Origin of the sequence: Halobacteriovorax sp. ZH5_bin.2, from assembly GCF_043196375.1 — a bacterium.
GTDB lineage: Bacteria > Bdellovibrionota > Bacteriovoracia > Bacteriovoracales > Bacteriovoracaceae > Halobacteriovorax_A.
On sequence record NZ_JBEBMJ010000002.1, the window covers coordinates 661,130 to 676,451 of the forward strand.

Genomic DNA, 15,322 nt, shown 5'->3' on the forward strand with positions numbered 1-15,322 from the left:
TTTAAATTTTTATGAGACAGATCAGAGATAAAAATAAAAATAAAAAAAAGCCTACTTTTGTAGGCTTTCATTTTTAATTCTTAGTAATGGAATCCCCACTGTTGCATGAATGCATGATCTGAATCATCAAACATTGGCCACCAGCCTTGAGAACCTAGCTGCTCACCTGTTTCATAATCGATCGTATGGTTGATCCAACCTGTTGGCTCTGGCCCAACAAAACGACGAAGAACAATTCTTCCATCAACAATATAATCTGAGCGGTGATACGTTACAGTGAAGACAGAACCGTCGGCCTTTCTTCTAAAGAAACGAATAACTTCACGATCAGTTAGATTATCACCAAGGTTCCACATAAGAGTTGTGTCACCAAAGTCTTTTGCCTTATACCAATCACCTACTAGGTAATCGTGCTTCATTGTTGAAACCATCGAACGAAATTCTTGGTATTCAGTCATAAGTGTTTTTGCGTCTGGGTGGTTATAACCAAAAACAAGGCAAGGCAGCATTGCCAGCATTAGAATGATAGATTTCATTAACTTCTCCTTTAAATTGAACGAGTATTTTCGCAATAAAGATCATGGAATGGCAATAAATGACAACTTAAGAAAGTTAAATTTATTGATTTTCAAATACTTACAACACCATAAATAGCAGTAATTCTTATAGGATTGAAGAAGGATAGGGCCATAACATACCTATTTATGGTAGTTATAGCGCTATGCAAGTAAACGTAAAATACCTCGACAATTTAAAAATCGAAGCCAGCTTCGACGACTTCAAAATCATTTCAGACCAGCCTGTTCGCTACAAAGGTGACGGTACAGCTCCTGGCCCATACGACTATTTCCTAGCATCATCTGCCATGTGTGCAGCCTACTTTGCCAAGGTCTATTGTAATAGTCGTGATATCCCGACAGAAGATATTCGTATCAGTCAGCAAAATATTGTGGATCCCGATAATCGTTACAAACAATCATTTGTGATTCATGCAGAACTTCCAGCTTCAATATCTGAAAAAGATAAGAAGGGAATTCTTGCATCAATGAACCGCTGTACTGTAAAGCGTGTGATCCAAAATGAAATCGACTTTAAAATCGAGGCCAAAGAAATCTTAGGAAATGATGTCAAACTTGAATATGAAATAAATGACGCTAAGACCATGATTGCAGGAAAGGACTGTTCTCTTGAGGAAACAATTGAGAATATGACTTCGCTTCTTGCAGATCTAGGAATAAAGATTGAAATCGCCTCTTGGCGTAATCAAGTCCCTCATGTTTGGTCTGTTCATATCAGAGATGCAGACTCTCCAATGTGTTTTACCAATGGTAAAGGAGCAACAAAGGACGCTGCCCTTGCCTCGGCCCTTGGTGAATATCTTGAACGTATCAGCACGAATTACTTTTATAGTGATTACTATCTTGGTGAAGAGATCGCTAATGCAGACTTTGTTCACTACCCTAACGAGAAGTGGTTTGAAATACCAGAAGATGACACACTTCCAGAAGGTCTAATGGATAATACCCTAATTGCTGCTTATGATAATGATGGTGAGCTTTCAGCTTCTCACCTAGTTGATACAAACTCAGGAAATTATGAGCGCGGTATTTGTGCACTTCCTTATGAGCGTCAATCAGATGGTCAAACGGTTTATATCCCGGCAAACCTTATTGCCAACCTATTTGTAAGTAATGGGATGAGTGCCGGGAATACAAAGTATGAAGCGCGCGTACAATGTCTTTCTGAAATTTTTGAAAGAGCAGTAAAGAAACAAATTATTGTCGATGAAATAACTCTTCCAGATGTACCAAAAGCAGTTCTAGAAAAGTACCCAACAATTATGGAAGGGATTGCAAAACTTGAAGAAGCTGGCTTTCCAATTGTCATTAAAGATGCTTCTCTTGGTGGCCGATTTCCTGTCATGTGTGTGACGCTAATGAACCCAAGAAACGGTGGAGTCTTTGCTTCTTTTGGGGCACACCCTCGTTTTGAAGTAGCACTTGAGAGATCATTAACAGAACTTCTGCAAGGAAGAAGTTTTGAAGGAATGAATGATACTTTCCCACCAACATTTAACGAGTTTGCAATTCGTGAACACAATAATATTGTTGATCACTTTATTGACTCAACAGGTGTTATCTCGTGGAAGTTCTTTGGGGCCAAACCACAATATGAATTTAACGAGTGGAACTTCTCAGGAACAACGCAAGAAGAATATAACTACTTGATGGATATTCTTAAACAACTTGAGAAAGAAGTTTATATTGCCGATTACAATGAACTGGGTGCGGCTGCATGCCGAATTCTTGTTCCAAATTATTCTGAAATCTATCAGCCAGAAGATTTAATTTGGGATAATCATAATCAAGCTCTCGACTACCGAGAAGCGATACTGAATCTCCATGCTCTTGATGAAGAAGACCTGTCTGAACTCGTTGGCCAGCTAGAAGAAAGCTCATTGGATAATTACATGCCAGTATCAGAGCTTATCGGTGTAGCCTTTGATGAAAGTACCGTATGGGGACAACTTGTTATTGGAGAACTTAAGGCCCTGACTTATCTTGCACTAAAGCAATTTGAAGATGCCAAAGAACTAGTTGAAATGCTTGGAACATTCAATGACAATACGATTGAGAGAAGACGCTTCTATCAGGTACTTAATATCGCCCTCGATATTGAACTTGGTGAAGATCTAGAAATTGCCGATTATAGCGAAAACTTAACTCGTATGTATGGTAGTGAATTAATGGAGCGAGTAACTAAGACAATTACTGGAGAGAATCGTTTTGATGGACTTACACCAACAGGAATGAATCTTGAAGGAATTGATAAGCATTTAAAGTTAATTGAAAGTTATAAAAAGCTTCAATTAGCACGCCACAACTTTCTAAAATAAATCTTTATGGTAACCTCTTTAAAAACTTTAGGAGGTTACCTATATGAATCTAAATACAATTCACTTTAAAGACGGCAAAGGACTAGATAAGACACTTAAAGACTTTGATGCCAAGGCCTATCTTATTGTTAATGTTGCTTCTAAGTGTGGACTGACTCCACAGTATGAGGCGCTACAGAAACTTTATTCTGAATATAAGGATCAAGGTCTAGAAATTTTGGCCTTCCCAGCAAATGAGTTCCTTGGACAAGAACCTGGAACTAACGAAGAGATTCAACAATTCTGTAATCTAGAGTACAACGTAACTTTTCCAGTAAATGAGAAAATAATAGTTAAGGGTGAAGGACAGCATCCTTTATACAAGGCCTTAACAGAAACAAAGAAGGAAGCTGTTAGAAATGACAAACCGGACTTTGAACAACTTCTAATTAGTAAGGGACTTATTTCTGGCCAACCTCATGACATTCATTGGAATTTTGAAAAATTCCTTCTCGATAAGAATGGGGAGATTGTTGAAAGATTCTTCCCAGATATCGCACCAACAGATGAGAAAATCACTTCTAAGTTGAAAGAGCTTTTATAAGTGAGACCTGCACTAAGCAGGTCTCTTTCTTATGTCACTAACATTTTTATTCATCAAGAAGCGAATAAAATACTTATAAAAGAATTTTCTTATTCCTTTTGGATTTGTTCCAAATTTCTCATAGAATTCATCCGGTGTTTCATAAAGGCCTAAGTCTCTGACAATACCTTCTTTTTGAATATAAGTTGAGTTTCCACCTTTCCAGTCAACTTCGGGATTTTGTAAATCCTTACAAGCAACCCCATGGCCACAAAAAGAGCGTACATTTTTTCCGGCCATCTTTTGAATTGCTGCAAGATAGTCAGTATCGAGAATGAAGCCTTCAAGGTTATACCACTGCCCCTGATATTTCACTTCTACCCAGCTATGAAGAATTTCACGTGGAGCAATTTTATAAAAGATTCCGGTAATGGCCCCATATTGTAACTTCTTATCAATTGTAAAACCATGTAGTCTATTTTCAATCCCACAAGCCGTTAACAGACTCATAAGCAGCGTGGCCTTTGTATTACATTGGCCATAACCATCACGTAAGACCTCAGATGCAGTCAAATCATCACTCGAGTTATAGCCAAAATTAATCTCATCTCTAACATAGCGGTAGCAAGCTCCAATGATTTGAGACTCATCTCGAGAAAACTCGAGAATTTCACTTTTTAATGCAACGATATCGGGATGGTCAAGATCGAGTAATTTTGATTTCATATATTCTCCTTAAGAAGATCATACGAATTTTTGTTATTCTATTCTTGTATAAACTGGCTATTTTTAAAGATTTCCTTCGGTGATAGGCCAAAGCTTTGTTTAAAAAACTTTGAAAAGTGAGCAGAGTCACTAAAGCCAGCAGCGATAGCGACATCCGTAATACTTCTTCCTTGCGCTTGAGCTTCCACGGCCCTTTTTAATTTTTGCCAAAGGATATACTTTCTAAATGTAACCCCTACTTCATCCTTAAATAAGTGTAGTAGCCGACTTTCTGAAAGGGCAATCTTAGTGGCCACATCCTTGAGCTTTATTTCATCGAGGTTTTCATAGGATTTAATGATATCAAATAATTTAACAATTCTTTGGTCCATCTCTTTATCTGAAAGAAGCCCCAGCTCCTTTAAGAATTTTTCAACACTATTGTGATTGATATCTTCGAGCTCTAAGTCCCTAAGCTCAATAACCTTAGGATCTAATTTAAAACTAGCTTCATCATCAATGAGAATATTTAGATTGTGGCATGCTTCACTTAGAAAGCGATGTTTTTTTAGAGAAGGAAGGTAGACGGCCATCTCTTCGAATACACCATCTTCTGTTTCGTATTTTAAGGGGCATGAATCGAGAGAGACCGAAATCTGTTGAGCAATATGAGAGTGAAACTCAACATTTAAGGATTTAGATTCAATAACAGTAAAATAGTCGAAGAGGTAAATTTTACGATTCATGGCCCTATTATAAGGGCCATTTGAATCAATTGCTAGTTTGTTATGCTGCGATTTTTTCTAATTTTTCAACAGCTGTTTTAATTTGTTCACTCTTTTTAACAAGATCTTCAACTTCACGAGCAGAAGTCTCTTGAGAACTCTTCAGCTGCCACTGAGATTCATTAAGAGTGTTAATCGATGTATTTACATCTGCAATACCATTTTCCTGCTCTGAAAGTGCTCCAAGAATTTCATTACACATGCTAGAAGATTCCATTGATTGACCAACCAGCTCCTCAAGGGCATCACGACAATCAGACATTAATTTCTGACCTTCAAGTAAATCCTTTTCTGTTACCTGAACAAGGTTTTCAACTGTCTTAGTCGTCATATCTGTTAGCTCTTTCACTCGACGAGTTGACTCTTCAATGATTGTAGCAATTTCAATGGCAGACTCACCGCTGACTTTAGCAAGGCCTCCAATTTCCTCGGCCACAACACTGAACCCCTTACCGTGCTCACCTGCTCTCGCCGCCTCAACAGAAGCATTAAAAGAGAGAAGTTTTGTTTGGAAAACGATATCACTAATGACTTCAGTCTTTTCTTGAATATCATTAATTGTATTTGAAATATCATTTAACTGAACACTATTGTCACGAATAACTTGAATAACTTCTTCATTATCTTTTTTAATAATATCAAATGATTGAACTAGTCTTAAGATTTTCTCTTTAGATTCGTTTGAGATATTTGCAGTATGTTTGGCAAGGCCACTTGATCGATCGGCGTTATCTCTTGTTGAGTCAACCATTGACTTGATCTCAGTGATCGCCGCTGCAACATTGTCCACAGAGTCAGTTTGCTTACTGGATACATCAAGGATTTGCCTTGAGCTCGAATTAATATTATTCGCAATGCGCTCTAGTTCAACATATTCTGTCTTAAGGTTTCTAATCACGTTTTTAATTGGCGAGATAAAGTTTGCATACATTGAGTGGGCATTCCATAGAGATAGCCCCAGAGCAATGGCAACACAAATCATAAGTCCAATAAGAGTACTCTTTTTAGCTTCAAAGACGGCAACCTTTACGTCATCAATATAAACACCAGTTCCGATAATCCATCCCCAAGGAGCGAAGTATTTGATATAAGAAGTCTTTTCAATGACATCACCTTCTTTCTTACGAGCGCGGTAATAAGTGAGAGGCCCTTCCCCCTTTTCAAGTCCAATTTTTAGAAATTCTTTATAGAGGTAAGTTCCCTTCCCATCTTGGTACTTGGCCATATTATTTCCGACTTTATAAGGGTCAGCACCATGAGCAACAACATTTAAATTCTTATCACTGACAAAGAAGTAGTTTTTGCCATCGTAACGAAGGGCCTGTAGTAAATTCTTTGCATGTAGTTTTGCTTCTTTTTCTGTAATCTTTCCGGCCTGTGACTCATCATAAAGATACTTCACCATACTATAGGCGTTGTGAATCGCGACCTTTACGCTCTCATTCTTACCATTTCGGGCAGTCGAGTTAATCGATGGAAGGGTCACAGCAAATAGTAGGACAACAAAGACTGCCGATGACAAAATTGAATAAACTGACGCAGAAAAGAAGTATTTAATTCTCTCTCTTAAACTAACCATTAGTTTTCCTCCTAAATACCTCTTACTCCTCGTCAGTTTAGAGAACAAATTAATGAACCAAACTCAATTATTTTTATGATTTTAATCAGGGTCAGAAAAATGTAAACTTTAATGAAGTTGATGCTTATTCCTAATGGAGTTATCTTAAAAAGGATGTTTTTAATGAAAAAGCTAGTTTTCTTTGTCCCAAAGGCCAATGCAGAGGTCGTAAAAAATGCGGTTTTCGATGCTGGAGCAGGGACAATTGGTAATTATGACCGCTGCTCATTTGAAGTAGAGGGTGTGGGGCAATTTAGGCCAAATAAAGAGGCCAATCCACATATTGGAAGAAATGGTGAAATAGAGAAAGTTGTCGAATTAAAAGTTGAGACAATTTGTCCAGATAATAAAGTCAAAGAAGTCTTGGAAGCGCTCAAGAAGGCCCATCCCTATGAAGAGCCTGCTATTGACCTCTACGATCTCGTTAACTTTGATTAGTTTGGAGGAGAATAGATGACAGCACTAAGTGAGAAAACTTGTATCCCATGTCAAGGAGGAGTTCCTCCCCTACCCATGGATGAGAAACTTCAATTAAAGGATCAACTTGATCCTCGTTGGAGCTTTGCTAATGACAAGAGAAGACTCAGCCTTGAGCTCTCATGTGATAAATTTGATCAACCTATGGCCATAGCAAATGAGATTGCAAAAGTTGCAGACGAACAGTGGCATCATCCAGACCTCTTCATTAGTTTTGGAAAATTAAAGGTTGATCTATGGACACATAAAATTGATGACCTCGTTGAGAGCGACTTTATTTTTGCCAGTAAGATTGATCAGATTTTAAAGTCACATAAGCTTTAGTGCTAAGTTATAAACAAATGGAATAACCTCGATCGCAATTAGGATGATAATAATGATCTCCATTAAGTGGCTTTTGCGGTTATTTACTTCGGCCATATACATCTGAGAAACATCAAGAAGGTTCTTAAGCTTCTGGTCAACAAGGGATTGCCATTGTTCTACTTGTAAACGCTTTAAGCAGATTCGAAATAAGCGCGCATAGTAGATATCACCAATAACTTTTACAGAGTTCTCAATTCGATCAACTAACTCACTTGTCTCAAAGTACAACTGACTGGCATCCTTAGCGAGCACTGATACCTTACTAAAGATTGATGGGTTCTTTTCAACAACTTGTCGATATAGCCCAGATAATTTCTTATCGAGAAGATCATCGAAATAACGAAGTTCAAGAAGCTGAATATTTGCAAACTCAATAACATCACAAATATCATGGCCATCAACTTCAGAGTAGACAAAGGCATTATCCCAATCAATTGCCACAAGATCGTCAGGCCCATAGCTGACAGTACAATCAACAACAGGTGCTAACATTGCTGGACTCAACTTTACATTCTTTTCCATCGCCAATAATTGATAGACGAAAGAATCTTCCAGCCAGTAATCTTTGTTATGATACTTAGGAGAAGTGACAAAAATACTATATTCTTCACTTTGCTCCCATATCTTAGGCTTAACGAGAGACTCTCCTAGCGACTCAATAAAGAAGCTTATTCTTTCTCGACAAAAATTCTCAACGGAGTCCCCTTGAGACCAATTCTCAACCCATTCAATTAATTCTTTCTTATCCACAAAGAATGGACATTCGATATCCACGGAAAAAGAAAGAGCACCATAGCTCCATAATTTTGCCGTGACGGCCACTTTCAAATTCTCAATCGAATGCTCTCCTAAGAAGACCACTAATGGTGGATCCTGAAAGAGCATATTCTTGGAAGGCCTATTTAGACTAAATTTTTTAAGAACAGTAAGGCTTTTAAGCTTTTCATAGGCCTTGTCTAATAATACCTCATGAGCAATATCAAAAATTCGATAAACCTTAAGGACACCCATCTTCTTATTCATAAATCACCGATACCAAGATTAAGAAAAAAGTGAAATAACACATTTAAGCTGTCCACTTCCATACTTGGCCATTTTTTCAAATTCATTAATCCCCACAGGGATATTAATATTATCAACCTTGTCCTGATTATCTTTCAAATCAGAGTCGTTAAAATAAATAAATTCATCATCGATATTCGTAATAACAATCCAATGAGGTACCTTCGTTTCAGTTAAGCGATAAGCACTTATTAGAACGAGGGCCAATCCTCCGCCTTCTATTATCTCACGAATTTTAGCGATGCCATAATTTTTAAAATGGGTTTTTACACTTACTTCTTTGAGCTTTTTTTCAAAATTTCGTTGAACGAGCTCAATAACCTCTTTCTTCTTTTTATCCCTGACAGAGTCTGTAAAAAGCGAAGACTTGCGATTAATATAAATCTCCGTTTTAAGCCCCCTCTTTGCTGCGGCCAGGGCAATCCCATGGGGGCCACATCCGCCATGCCCTGAGGCCATATAAATAGTTGTGGCCTCACGCCAGAGGTCTAGCTCAAGTTCTTGATTTAACTTTATCTTAGGTTTTAAAAATTTTAAGGCCATCATTAAGGCACTTGGCCCACAGGTAAAGTCCGTCGTTTGCTGGTAGTAGGCAATATTTCTTTTGGCCCTGGGCGGGGCCTTACGGATACGCTTCTCATAGCAAAGAGCATCTTGGTGATCTTCATAATAATCTTGTTTTATTTTGAATTCTTTATAACCAAGTTTTTCATACAATGAGATAGCACCTTTATTCGTTCTCTTAACTTCAAGACGCAGGTATGAACAAGAATGCTCTTGCCCCACCTTCTCTGCCAATAACATAAGCTTCTTGGCAAGGCCCTGTCCCTGAAAATCACGTCTAATAGCAATCGAGTAAATTCTCCCTAAGGATGTCCCACGATGGAAGAAAATGAGAACATAGCCAGCAATAACCTTATTAACAAGGATCAGCTTTAGGGCCCCATGGGACTTAGTAATGGCGTATTTAAAATTCGTGGCGCTCAGGCGATCGCCATCAAAAGACTCCTCTTCAATTTTAAGGAGTGCGTTCAGATCTTCTAAGGTTGCATCTCTAAAAATATGCATAAAAAACTCTCGCTTTTGTTTTTTATAATTTATATTATTCTTATATAAAAAAATATCTTTATTTTTATGTGGAGATAAAAAAAGATGGAAAAACTTGTTGTCATCGTTGATCGTCTAAAAGACTGGCAACCCTACTTCCCTACCGACCAGGTCATTACGGCCAAGGACTACCTATCAAAAGAACAGTATCATCAACTTAAGAACCTTAGGGTTTTGAATTTATGTAATTCTTCCAAATACTTATCCCTTGGTTACTATACTTCTCTTATTGCTGAGGCAAGAGGCCATAAGGTAATGCCCACAGTAAAAACCATTAATGATCTTTGCAAGAAGAAGCACTATACATATGATCTTGACGAGCTTCAAAGCTTGGCCCAAGAAGTGGCCACTAAGTATATTGATAACAAAGAGGAAGTGCGCTCAATCGCTTTTCGAGTTTTCTTTGGTGAAACCAAGGAGAAGCTTTTTAAAAATATTGGTAAGGTTATTTTCAATAACTATCCTGCCCCTATTTTTGAAGTACGCTTAGCTTTTAATAAAATTTGGAAGATTAACTCGATAGTTCCGATTCACATCACAGACCTTAATGAGGAACAGGAGACTTTCTTTGCCCAACATCTTGAACGTTTTAATAATCGTATCTGGCGTCTTCCAAATACTAGAAAACAATACAAGTATGACCTTGCAATCCTAGTGGATGATAAGGAAAAGCTTCCGCCGAGTAACCCTGAGGCGATAAGAAAATTCATCGATATTGGAAATAAGAACGGACTCTATGTTGAAACTATTTCCAAATATGACCTTGCACGAATCAATGAATTTGATGCACTCTTTATTCGTACGACAACTTCACTGGTAAACCCAACCTATGCCTTTGCAAAGACGGCCGTTGATGAAGGGCTCGTTGTCATTGATGACCCCAATGCAATCTTGAAATGTACGAATAAGATCTACCTTCACAATCTATTCAAGAAGAATGGAATTAGCACAATAAAGAGTGAGATAGTCAGCGACTATAGTGATGCAACACTAGATCTTTTAGAAGAGAAGCTTAAGTTACCAATGGTTCTAAAAATCCCAGATGGAAGCTTCTCGATAGGAGTTTCAAAGGTTGAAACAAGACAAGAACTTAAAGAAAGTCTTAAGGAATTCCTACAAAAATCGGCCCTAATTCTAGTTCAGGAATTCCTATATACCGATTTTGACTGGCGTATTGGTGTTATTAACAAGAAACCATTCTATGCTTGCAAGTACTTTATGAGTAAGGAGCATTGGCAAATCTATAATCATGCCAGTGGTGAAGAAGATAGCTCAGGGGATTCACAATGTTTAGCAATTGAAGATGTCCCACAGTATGTAATTGATACTGCGACTAAGGCCTGTACAAAAATTGGTGACGGACTCTTTGGCGTTGATATTAAAGATGACGGAAAAATGGCCTATGTCGTTGAAGTCAATGATAATCCCAATCTCGACTTTGGGGTAGAAGATGAATTAATTGGCGATGAGCTTTATGAAATTGTCATCAAGCACTTTATTACTAAAATTGAAATGATGAAGCATTAACTAAAGGTGTGACTAAACCACACCTTCTTTAGTGCTTGATAAAGGGCCTCATTAATATGAAGAAGTTTCGCATCCTCATTTTGTCCCAATAAGTAGATCTGCTTCGCAAAATCACCAATGACAGGTGCTTCACTAGGACTTAGGCTTTTAACTTCATTCGGATATGCATCTTTCAAGCGCTTACAGACACTCATGACTTTGTCTCCGTTCTTATCACGGTAAGCAGCAACACCAAAAGATCGACAAACCGTCGGTCTTGTAGAGTAATTCATACAATAACCATCAGTTCCTTCTTGTGAATTACGATGATAGAAAACACATAATCTCGAAGTTCTTACCTCAAGTTCTTCTAGTAATTCTTCTACCCTCTCAATCCCTTCTTCGTTGAGAATTCGAAATGCACTTGGTAACATTTCAGAAGTCGATGCCGATATTTCTTGGCTTAAGCAACAGGCCCCACACCCACTTAAACAAGGCAGCCCTTTAGATAGTTGATAACTTGAAAAAGTCTGTGACGACTTTTCAAAGATTGATTCGATATGCTTTGAGATCTCTTTATTTAAACTCATAAAAACCTACAACACGTAAAAACCGAAGGCCATTCTATTCAAAAAAATTTAATTGGCAATAAAATTCAGCAAACAAAGAAGAGACCAATAAATTCAAGCACTTGGCCTTAATCATCTCTATGTAAATGTTATCCAATCTCTATTCATAACTGGTTTAATTTACTATTAAGACACTATGAGAAAATTAAAACTTCTAATTCTAGCACTTCTACAACTATCAATCTTTGCCATCTCGTTTGAAGGTCGAGTTCTGTATATTCACGATGGTGATACCATGACAATTTATAGTGACTTTCTAGGAAAGAAGAAAAATATTCGTATGCTAGGAATTGATACACCCGAGGTCGACTTCAACGGAAATACTCAAGGGCAGATCTCCCTTGATGCCAGAGACTACCTCAGAAATCTTGTTCCAATTGGAAGTACTGTTGTCATTGACTTGGGAAGAGATGGAGACCTAAACACGCGTCGTCTACTTGGTACAGTTCTATACCAAGGCCAAGATATAAATTTAGAAATGCTTAAATCAGGATTAGCAGTACCTTACTTTATTGAACCTTTTGATAAAGACATTATGTACGAATATATGGCCGCTTCTGAAAAAGTCTTCCTTGAAGAAATTGGAATTTACGCTCTTAACGTCCAGCTGCCATATGAATTTCGCATGAGTGTTCAAAATCGTATTGGAACAAATTACGTCGGTGACTTAGAGACAAAAATTCTATATTCACCTGAAGATGGCCACATGGTGCCACCTTACCGCAGGCTCTTCATCCGATCTTTTGAGAGAGCAAAGCAGTTAGGTTATAAGTTATTTTCAAAATAAGTTATTCACATACGTGTCTAACAATTTCACTTACACCATCACCTGATTCAACTTCTGTTGTATAGATGAATTCATTGTCTTTTGGCCCGTATGCAATGGCCTCTTGCTGATAGAGCTTCTTAGTCGTAACGATTCTAAAATCACTCTTAGCATCTAACTTTCTTGCATTGAATTCTTTTAAAGAATTGAACTCAATATTAAATTCAAAAACAGCTCCATAAGTTAGAACAAGAAGTGTCTTACCGTCTTTAGAGATATCCATTGCCGTCGCAATTCTTCCCCAAAGGTTGTAGTTATAAAGATGATAAGGAAGATCTACTGTAGCGACTTCCTCTAGTTCGGCCTTTTCATTTTTCTCGATAGCTTTAGCAACTTTCTTTTTACCTAACTTAAAAAGCTTTGCAGGCATAGCACGGCGATTTTCTTCGTCCACAATCTTCGTTAAAATATAAATATCACCACTTGGATGAACAACCATACTCTCAGCATCGTACTTTTCTTTATTAGGATAAACGAAACGTAGGACAAACTCTGGCCAAACTTCAGTAGTATCAGCTTTCAATTTCATCTCATCGATGGCGACAATTGAAAGAAATTTTCTCTTCTTACGATTATCTCCAATATCTGCAATATAAACACACTTAAGATCACCACATGGACCTAAAGACATATCTTCCATATCATAAGGCTTGAAATTGTTGACCATAACTTTCTTTGTATTCTTTCCAGAAATCGTCGTCCAAAAAATCTCCGGGCCAGAGCCAGAATCATTTAAGTTATACATACGATCATCATGAACTTGAGAGATTGCAATCCCAGACGTCTCATTTAAAACTGAAGTATCAAGGCTTCCAATAACCTGTGGTCCAGACCATTTCTGACAAATAGCAAAAGTTGAAATTGACACTAGAGTAAGTGTGAGTAGACGTAACATAGCTCCCCCAAATTGTTGCTGGACTATTAAATCACTCGTCGTTTACTATGACAATACACATGCATGGAGAGATTAAATGCTAGACTTTAAGGCAAAACCAATAATTGCAGTTATTTATCTACGCCCACTACTTGGCTACACGAGTCATCCAGGAATAAATCAGGTCATTGATTACGCCCTTGAAGACCTTGAAGTTCTAAGAAAGTGTGGAGTCGATGCGGCCCTCTTAGAAAATGAGCACGACAGGCCTTATACAGTTGATGCCTCTAAAGAAGTTATTGCAAGCATGAGTGTTGTGGCCAACATGGTCCAAAGACAAGCGGGCAACTACCCAATTGGCTCAGAGTTTTTAATCAATGATCCAGAAGCTTCCCTTGCAATTGCGAAGGCCGGTGGCAATTCTTTTATCCGTACTGATTACTTTGTTGATCGCATGGCACGTGAGGAATACGGCGGAGAGATGAAAATTGATCCTCAAGGTCTACTCAATTATCGCAAAAAAATCGCAGCAGACGATATTCAACTCTTAACAGATATTCAGGTTAAGTATGCAACCATGTTAGAAGAGAAAACCCTCGCCCAATCTGCTCGCGAAGCTTACGAATTTAAAAGTGCAGCGGCCGTTGTCTCAGGCCGCGAAACAGGAATCGCTCCAAGTGTTAAAGAAATCATGGAAGCAAAAGAAGGCGCACCAGAGCTTCCAATTATTATTGGCTCAGGTCTTTCTCATAATAATCTAGATGAACTCTACCCTGCTCTTGACGGCGCTATCGTTGGAAGTGCACTTATGACAGACACTCGTATGGATTATGAAAAGATTGCACCATTTATGGATATCGTAAGAAGGCTTAGACAATAATGTATACCTTCATTGGCGATGCAGGTTTTGATGATTATACATCCGTACATGAAAGGCATCTTGGTGGTTGTTCTTTAAATGTGGCCACGCATTTTATGCGTAACTCAAATTCAAAAGCAACACTAATCTATCCCGCAGCAAGTGATGGCCAAGTAATTATCAACCATTGTCAAAAAGAAGGTATACAGGCCGTTCCACTTTTTCGAGAAGGAAAGACTCCGATTCAATTTATCGAGACCTTAGAAAGTGGTGAAAAGAACTTCACTGAATACAAAAGTGGTGTGCTTGAAAACTTTCAATTCACCAAAGAAGAACTTCAATTAATTAAAGAACTTGAAGGTCATATCGTCTGCCCTCTCTACTCACAGATCCTTCCATTCGTAGACCAACTTATTGAAGCGAAACCTAGGGCTAAGTTTATTTTTGATTTTCATGATGCTAGTGAAATTGATATTGAAAAGTATTTAAAGCATGCGAGTCTCGCTCAGTTCGGATTAGTGACTGGCCATCCTCTTGAAGACTTCCTCTATGATTATGTAAAAAATCACGATATCAAAATTTTAGTAACAAGGGGAAAGGATAAAATTAGTAAGATCTCAAAAAAACAAATCGAAAACTTTTCCCCAATCCCTTTAGTACCTGTGGTCGACTCGACTGGAGCTGGCGACGCATTCCTCGGAGCCTTCCTCGCTCTCAACAATATCGAAGAAGCATCTCATTACGCAAAATCAATTTTATCAGTTAGGGGCGCGGGTGTAGGGTACGCGGACACTTTTCGACCTTTCAAGTAGTTGTCGAATGATTTACGCATTTCACCCCTTTAAAGCATTCACGAATGCCTTGTATATGCTATATCGTCACGTAAATCCCCTTAAAATTGCTGTTTAAAGGATGATTATAGGCTTTATTTGGTCGAATATATTGATAAGGTTTTGAATTTGCGAAAAGTGTCCGGCTGAGCTCAACAAACCAGTGCGACATTCTTTTTATAAAAGATCTCGTAAGGACAATTATAATTTAGTGTCTTAC

The 15,322-nt window shown here is 38.0% G+C and carries 16 protein-coding genes; 8 read left to right on the forward strand and 8 right to left on the reverse strand.

Annotated features, from left to right (window positions below; all coding sequences use genetic code 11):
* Positions 1–80 precede the first annotated feature (80 nt).
* A complete protein-coding gene (locus ABMA76_RS08310) occupies positions 81–536 on the reverse strand; it encodes a hypothetical protein (protein WP_021266502.1) in 456 nt (151 codons plus the stop codon).
* A 185-nt stretch (positions 537–721) separates the two neighbouring features.
* Between ABMA76_RS08310 and ABMA76_RS08315 the strand changes: the two genes are divergently transcribed.
* Together ABMA76_RS08315 and ABMA76_RS08320 are read left to right on the forward strand one after the other, a co-directional pair.
* The gene (locus ABMA76_RS08315; protein WP_393061347.1) at positions 722–2,896 is read left to right on the forward strand and encodes an OsmC domain/YcaO domain-containing protein; all 2,175 of its coding nucleotides are present in this window, start codon (positions 722–724) and stop codon (positions 2,894–2,896) included.
* Between the two features lie 43 nt (positions 2,897–2,939).
* Positions 2,940–3,479, forward strand: coding sequence for a glutathione peroxidase (locus ABMA76_RS08320; protein ID WP_392856604.1), 540 nt, complete (start codon positions 2,940–2,942; stop codon positions 3,477–3,479).
* A 12-nt stretch (positions 3,480–3,491) separates the two neighbouring features.
* Here ABMA76_RS08320 and ABMA76_RS08325 read toward each other — a convergent pair whose 3' ends face one another.
* From ABMA76_RS08325 to ABMA76_RS08335, 3 genes are read right to left on the reverse strand one after another with little or no spacing between them, the layout of a single operon-like run.
* Positions 3,492–4,184, reverse strand: a complete 693-nt coding sequence (locus tag ABMA76_RS08325; RefSeq protein ID WP_393061349.1) for a transglutaminase family protein — start codon at positions 4,182–4,184, stop codon at positions 3,492–3,494.
* 38 nt (positions 4,185–4,222) lie between these two features.
* Positions 4,223–4,909 carry a helix-turn-helix domain-containing protein gene (locus ABMA76_RS08330; protein WP_392989091.1) on the reverse strand — a complete coding sequence of 229 codons (687 nt, stop codon included), beginning with the start codon at positions 4,907–4,909 and terminating at the stop codon, positions 4,223–4,225.
* A gap of 40 nt (positions 4,910–4,949) precedes the next feature.
* Positions 4,950–6,527 (reverse strand): methyl-accepting chemotaxis protein, encoded by a 1,578-nt coding sequence (locus ABMA76_RS08335; RefSeq protein WP_393061351.1) that lies wholly within the window; start codon positions 6,525–6,527, stop codon positions 4,950–4,952.
* A 162-nt stretch (positions 6,528–6,689) separates the two neighbouring features.
* Between ABMA76_RS08335 and ABMA76_RS08340 the strand changes: the two genes are divergently transcribed.
* Both ABMA76_RS08340 and ABMA76_RS08345 read left to right on the forward strand, forming a co-directional pair.
* Positions 6,690–7,004: an NGG1p interacting factor NIF3 gene (locus ABMA76_RS08340; protein ID WP_392989089.1), complete on the forward strand. Its 315-nt coding sequence runs from the start codon at positions 6,690–6,692 to the stop codon at positions 7,002–7,004.
* Between the two features lie 15 nt (positions 7,005–7,019).
* A complete protein-coding gene (locus ABMA76_RS08345; protein WP_392989088.1) occupies positions 7,020–7,367 on the forward strand; it encodes a 4a-hydroxytetrahydrobiopterin dehydratase in 348 nt (115 codons plus the stop codon).
* On the opposite strand, the gene ABMA76_RS08350 is transcribed toward ABMA76_RS08345, so the two are convergent.
* Entirely contained in the window at positions 7,353–8,432 is a 1,080-nt protein-coding gene (locus tag ABMA76_RS08350; RefSeq protein ID WP_392989087.1) for a hypothetical protein, read from the reverse strand. The two genes, ABMA76_RS08345 and ABMA76_RS08350, sit on opposite strands and share 15 nt — an antisense overlap.
* A gap of 18 nt (positions 8,433–8,450) precedes the next feature.
* Entirely contained in the window at positions 8,451–9,539 is a 1,089-nt protein-coding gene (locus ABMA76_RS08355; protein WP_392989086.1) for a GNAT family N-acetyltransferase/peptidase C39 family protein, read from the reverse strand.
* Positions 9,540–9,623: 84 nt separating this feature from the next.
* Between ABMA76_RS08355 and ABMA76_RS08360 the strand changes: the two genes are divergently transcribed.
* A complete protein-coding gene (locus ABMA76_RS08360) occupies positions 9,624–11,105 on the forward strand; it encodes a RimK family protein (protein ID WP_393061353.1) in 1,482 nt (493 codons plus the stop codon).
* Here the strand turns inward: ABMA76_RS08360 and ABMA76_RS08365 are convergent.
* A complete protein-coding gene (locus tag ABMA76_RS08365) occupies positions 11,102–11,674 on the reverse strand; it encodes a YkgJ family cysteine cluster protein (RefSeq protein ID WP_393061355.1) in 573 nt (190 codons plus the stop codon). The two genes, ABMA76_RS08360 and ABMA76_RS08365, sit on opposite strands and share 4 nt — an antisense overlap.
* Positions 11,675–11,849: 175 nt before the next feature.
* Here ABMA76_RS08365 and ABMA76_RS08370 point away from each other — a divergent pair, with 175 nt between their 5' ends.
* Positions 11,850–12,500 (forward strand): thermonuclease family protein, encoded by a 651-nt coding sequence (locus ABMA76_RS08370; protein WP_393061357.1) that lies wholly within the window; start codon positions 11,850–11,852, stop codon positions 12,498–12,500.
* 1 nt (position 12,501) lies between these two features.
* Here the strand turns inward: ABMA76_RS08370 and ABMA76_RS08375 are convergent, their stop codons facing one another.
* A complete protein-coding gene (locus tag ABMA76_RS08375; protein WP_393061359.1) occupies positions 12,502–13,434 on the reverse strand; it encodes a hypothetical protein in 933 nt (310 codons plus the stop codon).
* A 76-nt stretch (positions 13,435–13,510) separates the two neighbouring features.
* Between ABMA76_RS08375 and ABMA76_RS08380 the strand changes: the two genes are divergently transcribed.
* Both ABMA76_RS08380 and ABMA76_RS08385 read left to right on the forward strand, forming a co-directional pair.
* Positions 13,511–14,293: a BtpA/SgcQ family protein gene (locus ABMA76_RS08380; RefSeq protein ID WP_392907074.1), complete on the forward strand. Its 783-nt coding sequence runs from the start codon at positions 13,511–13,513 to the stop codon at positions 14,291–14,293.
* On the forward strand, positions 14,293–15,084 hold the full coding sequence (locus ABMA76_RS08385; protein WP_392907072.1) for a PfkB family carbohydrate kinase: 792 nt from the start codon (positions 14,293–14,295) through the stop codon (positions 15,082–15,084). The genes ABMA76_RS08380 and ABMA76_RS08385 overlap by 1 nt, the downstream gene beginning before the upstream one ends.
* Positions 15,085–15,322 lie beyond the last annotated feature (238 nt).

What these genes read in the sequence shown, in the direction of transcription:
- ABMA76_RS08345 (WP_392989088.1), top strand. Translation starts at nt 7,020, where the DNA reads ATGACAGCACTAAGTGAGAAAACTTGTATCCCATGTCAAGGAGGAGTT.
- ABMA76_RS08365 (WP_393061355.1), bottom strand. Translation starts at nt 11,674, where the DNA reads ATGAGTTTAAATAAAGAGATCTCAAAGCATATCGAATCAATCTTTGAA.
- ABMA76_RS08375 (WP_393061359.1), bottom strand. Translation starts at nt 13,434, where the DNA reads ATGTTACGTCTACTCACACTTACTCTAGTGTCAATTTCAACTTTTGCT.
- ABMA76_RS08385 (WP_392907072.1), top strand. Translation starts at nt 14,293, where the DNA reads ATGTATACCTTCATTGGCGATGCAGGTTTTGATGATTATACATCCGTA.
- ABMA76_RS08315 (WP_393061347.1), top strand. Translation starts at nt 722, where the DNA reads ATGCAAGTAAACGTAAAATACCTCGACAATTTAAAAATCGAAGCCAGC.
- ABMA76_RS08370 (WP_393061357.1), top strand. Translation starts at nt 11,850, where the DNA reads ATGAGAAAATTAAAACTTCTAATTCTAGCACTTCTACAACTATCAATC.
- ABMA76_RS08355 (WP_392989086.1), bottom strand. Translation starts at nt 9,539, where the DNA reads ATGCATATTTTTAGAGATGCAACCTTAGAAGATCTGAACGCACTCCTT.
- ABMA76_RS08350 (WP_392989087.1), bottom strand. Translation starts at nt 8,432, where the DNA reads ATGAATAAGAAGATGGGTGTCCTTAAGGTTTATCGAATTTTTGATATT.
- ABMA76_RS08320 (WP_392856604.1), top strand. Translation starts at nt 2,940, where the DNA reads ATGAATCTAAATACAATTCACTTTAAAGACGGCAAAGGACTAGATAAG.
- ABMA76_RS08310 (WP_021266502.1), bottom strand. Translation starts at nt 536, where the DNA reads ATGAAATCTATCATTCTAATGCTGGCAATGCTGCCTTGCCTTGTTTTT.
- ABMA76_RS08340 (WP_392989089.1), top strand. Translation starts at nt 6,690, where the DNA reads ATGAAAAAGCTAGTTTTCTTTGTCCCAAAGGCCAATGCAGAGGTCGTA.
- ABMA76_RS08380 (WP_392907074.1), top strand. Translation starts at nt 13,511, where the DNA reads ATGCTAGACTTTAAGGCAAAACCAATAATTGCAGTTATTTATCTACGC.
- ABMA76_RS08360 (WP_393061353.1), top strand. Translation starts at nt 9,624, where the DNA reads ATGGAAAAACTTGTTGTCATCGTTGATCGTCTAAAAGACTGGCAACCC.
- ABMA76_RS08325 (WP_393061349.1), bottom strand. Translation starts at nt 4,184, where the DNA reads ATGAAATCAAAATTACTCGATCTTGACCATCCCGATATCGTTGCATTA.
- ABMA76_RS08330 (WP_392989091.1), bottom strand. Translation starts at nt 4,909, where the DNA reads ATGAATCGTAAAATTTACCTCTTCGACTATTTTACTGTTATTGAATCT.
- ABMA76_RS08335 (WP_393061351.1), bottom strand. Translation starts at nt 6,527, where the DNA reads ATGGTTAGTTTAAGAGAGAGAATTAAATACTTCTTTTCTGCGTCAGTT.